Here is a 3,817-nt window from a genome sequence, read left to right as displayed (position 1 = left end):
TAATCTCTATTTCTTTTTTCTTTGATTGAATCCTTTCTGTAAAAATGCCATAATTGCGTTGGACATAATTTACCTTCTTCATTTTTTACAGGTTTCACATTTGAATACATATCAAATTTGATAACATATTTGAAACCTCCATTAATTTTATCATCTTCATCAGGAGTATAAACAGATGAGTATTTATAAAATCCGTTATCTAAGAGTTCTTTTTGTGTTACAACTTTATTTAGATAATGATTAATTTTATCTTTTTTATTGCAAGAAATAAATAGTAATAATATTACTGCTAAGGTTTTTATTTTTCTCATTTTGCTATTATTATGTTTCCAAAATCATATAATATTAAATTACATTCCTCTAACTATTTGAATTAGGTTTCTAATTAATCATAATAACTGGCATTAATCTTTTGCCCTAAATAATCAAAGATTGGTTTGTATTTTTTTACTTTTAGTTTGGTTACGAGCACGGATTGCAAATACGCACGATTGTTACGAAGAAAATCTGTGCGATTAGATAATTTATCCTTGTTTCATACTAACCACATAATTTTATTTTACTGGATGCCATTTCAGACCAGAATAATATGAGCCTATAATATTATAAATTGTATAATTGTCATTATCAATATAGTTTATAGAACTTTCGTAAAAGGAATGTTTTTTATCACTATAACGTATCGCTGTTTTAAGATTCGCTATCAAAAACAATGTGGGATGATCTTTGGTACTTATATCTTTCACCAACAACGACTTGATGGGAATCTTTAGGCTGTCGTAATATCGAATGATTTTTGTCTTGGTCGTAAAATCGATTATTTCTATATCTTTTTTGTCAAAATCTTCAACTATTATGCTTTTATATTCAAGAGAATCGTTTATAAATAAGTAGGTTATGATCCTGTTCTTTAAGACACCTTTTAAATATCTCGTGTTTGCTTCTCTTTTGATTGTATCCATGCCATAAAAATTACTCAATTGGGTTGGGTATATTTGTCCTTTTTCATTTTTTTCCGGTTTTACATTCGAATATATATCCCGTCTTATTAGTAATTTTATGGAATCATGAATTCCGTCTCCATTACCAATCAAGTCAATACGCGTATGGGTATAAGCATAAGTATAATCAGAAGTATATTTATGTAAATCTTCTTTATTGACAGTATCAACATAAGAATATCTATAAAAACCGTTATCTAATAATTCTTGTTGTGTTATTGGGTTCGGTACATAGTGATTAATTGTGTCTTTTTTGCCACAAGACACTAATGTTATTATAAACAATATAATTATAATTCTCATTTTACTTCTATTTTAATATTAAACCAAATTCTTCTAATTCTTTTAACACATCTCGCTCCGTATTTTTAGGTTTTCCATCTAATTTTTGAGAAGAAATATAACCATTGTAATTTTCTCTTTTATATTCTCTTATTTCAGTTGTTTTATCCAAATAAACTGGTCCTTTTATAGGATAAGTATATTCTGCAAGACTGAATCTTGGCTCTGCACTTAAAGCTAATCCTAAAATTTTCATTGCCGCGTCTGCAATCACTGGTGCTTTACCTGGTATAAAACCAACTGCCGATGTTGTTATTCCCAACAAGCTTATGGTTTTGTTTAACTCATCACGGTTTTCTGCAACCTTTATATTCGTATAATTAACATCGGTTCTACGGTTGCACAGTGATGCCTGTTTAATATATTCATGGAATTTTTAAGACATAAATTTTCCCACTTCTAAAGGTCCCCACTACCGCACGAATCCTTTCGTGTGGTTCGTTTCTAATTAATATAATTTCTAGTCAATTACATATTAAAACTTATGTAATGAAAACCAGATTTTGACATACTTACTGCCACAAGAAAGGATTCGTGCAGTAGCAGGGTAAAACAAAGAATCATTTCTAAACAAATAAGTAATAATTTTATTATCTAATTCATTTTTAAGATAATCTATATTTTTTCTGTTTTTTATAGAATCTTCACTATAAAATTTCCATAATTTAGTTGGATAAATATCTCCATTTTCTTTTTTTTCTGGCTTCACATTAGAATACATATCATATTTAATTACAGAACGAATAGTATCATCTAATTTATCTTTATCGTCTATTATAATCTCATATGAATATTTGTAAAAACCATTAAGTTCTAGCTCTTTTTGAGTAACTGGTCTAGTTAAAAAGTGATTTATAGTGTCTTCTTTATGACATGATATAAATAAAAACATGTTTAATAATATAGCTAAGTTTTTCATCTTCAATTTATTTTAGTGCCAATCTAAAGTCTTCTAATACTTTTTTACTAAACTAACTACATAAATAGCTTTGGATTATACTTTAAAAAATAATGAGTATTACGCATTAATCCATAATACCAAGTATCTAAAATATCATAATAAATAGAGTCGTTTAAATAGTTTGTGAATAATTCATAAGATTTATCCTTTTCTGAATATTGAATGCTTGTTTTATATTTGTTAATTATAAATAGTGTTGGGTGTTCTTTTGAACTTAAATTGTCTTCGATAATTATTCTAACGGGAATTTTAAGATTATTATAGTACTTTGTGATTTTTTCTTTCGAAGTTAAATCGGCTATTTGTTTTTGTGGCGTATCGGAAGTTAATACTATTATACTTTTGTAAAATAAAGTGTCATTTCTAAAGAGATAAGTTATAATTCTATTATTCAAATTATTTTTGAGATAATCTTTCATTTCTTTTTTCTTAAGTGAATCTAGTTTAAAAAGACTTCCTAATTGACTTGGACATATTTCACCTTCTTCATTTTTTTGTGGTTTAACATTAGAGTACATATCATATTTTACTTGAAATTTCGTGTCTATAACTTTATTTCCACTATAGTCATAAAAAGTTGAATATGAGTATTTATAAAATCCATTTTCAGCTAATTCTTTTTGAGTTACAAGTTCATTTGTATAATAGTTGATTCTATCAATTTTCTGACATGAATTAAACAGTAGTGGTGATATTAATAGTAATAATATTATTTTCATTTTGTAGTTATTTTTAATCCATAATCTTCTAATTCTTTCAAAATGTCTTTTTTTTCAAATCTTGGTTCCTGTTCTACTTGTTGGGATGATATATAGCCATTATTGTTTTTTCTTTTAAATTCTTGAATTGTAGTCGTTTCATCCAAATAAACAGGTCCTTTTATAGGATGAGTATATTCTGCAAGACTGAATCTTGGCTCTGCACTTAAAGCTAACCCTAAAATTTTCATCGCTGTTTCTGCAATTACGGGTGCTTTACCAGATATAAAACCAACAGCACTTTCTGCAATTCCTAAAGAGCTTAATGTTTTTTCTAATTCTTTGCGGTTTTCTGCCACTTTTAGATTGGTGTAATTAACGTCTGTTCTACTATTGCACAGCGATGCCTCCCTTGCGTTCTTGAGACTTAATTTAATCAGTTACATAAACTTTGTTTTTCAATGTGGACGCCCGAGCAAGGCAGACAACCTCTAATAGCATCGATAACCGTCATATAAATGATCTAAAACCGCATGATAATTATCACCTTTGTAATCTGTGAACATTTCGTAAAAATTATTTTCCTTATAAAATCGAGTTTCATAATTATTTATAATAAATCGATTAGAATACATTTCTCCCGTCTCCTTATTTTTGATTTTAGGTTTAATTGAAATTTTTAAACTTTTATAGTATTTAATAATTTTATCTATACTTGTAAAATCAGCTATATCTTTTCGAGATTTATCAATAGAGTCTACAATTATATCTTTGTATAAAAGTGTATCATTTCTAAAAAGATAAGTTATAATCCT

7 protein-coding genes are annotated in these 3,817 nt (G+C 27.3%); all 7 read right to left on the bottom strand.

Features of this window, described 5'->3' with window-relative positions; all coding sequences use genetic code 11:
- On the bottom strand, positions 1-311 hold a 311-nt coding region (locus IW18_RS21620), incomplete at its 3' end, for a hypothetical protein (protein WP_041520288.1).
- Positions 312-554: 243 nt separating this feature from the next.
- A complete protein-coding gene (locus IW18_RS21615) occupies positions 555-1,304 on the bottom strand; it encodes a hypothetical protein (RefSeq protein WP_041520287.1) in 750 nt (249 codons plus the stop codon).
- Positions 1,305-1,311: 7 nt separating this feature from the next.
- Positions 1,312-1,605 (bottom strand): hypothetical protein, encoded by a 294-nt coding sequence (locus IW18_RS21610; protein ID WP_123902573.1) that lies wholly within the window; start codon positions 1,603-1,605, stop codon positions 1,312-1,314.
- 213 nt (positions 1,606-1,818) lie between these two features.
- A complete protein-coding gene (locus IW18_RS21605; RefSeq protein ID WP_041520285.1) occupies positions 1,819-2,262 on the bottom strand; it encodes a hypothetical protein in 444 nt (147 codons plus the stop codon).
- A gap of 56 nt (positions 2,263-2,318) precedes the next feature.
- Positions 2,319-3,023 (bottom strand): hypothetical protein, encoded by a 705-nt coding sequence (locus tag IW18_RS21600; protein ID WP_041520284.1) that lies wholly within the window; start codon positions 3,021-3,023, stop codon positions 2,319-2,321.
- A complete protein-coding gene (locus IW18_RS21595) occupies positions 3,020-3,361 on the bottom strand; it encodes a hypothetical protein (RefSeq protein WP_041520283.1) in 342 nt (113 codons plus the stop codon). The genes IW18_RS21600 and IW18_RS21595 overlap by 4 nt, the downstream gene beginning before the upstream one ends.
- Positions 3,362-3,493: 132 nt before the next feature.
- On the bottom strand, positions 3,494-3,817 hold a 324-nt coding region (locus IW18_RS23310; protein WP_041520282.1), incomplete at its 5' end, for a hypothetical protein.

This window comes from Flavobacterium hibernum (assembly GCF_000832125.1).
In the GTDB taxonomy this organism is placed as follows: domain Bacteria; phylum Bacteroidota; class Bacteroidia; order Flavobacteriales; family Flavobacteriaceae; genus Flavobacterium; species Flavobacterium hibernum.
Note: the sequence above shows the minus strand (reverse complement) of the source record. Positions and strands in the feature narration are given on the sequence as shown.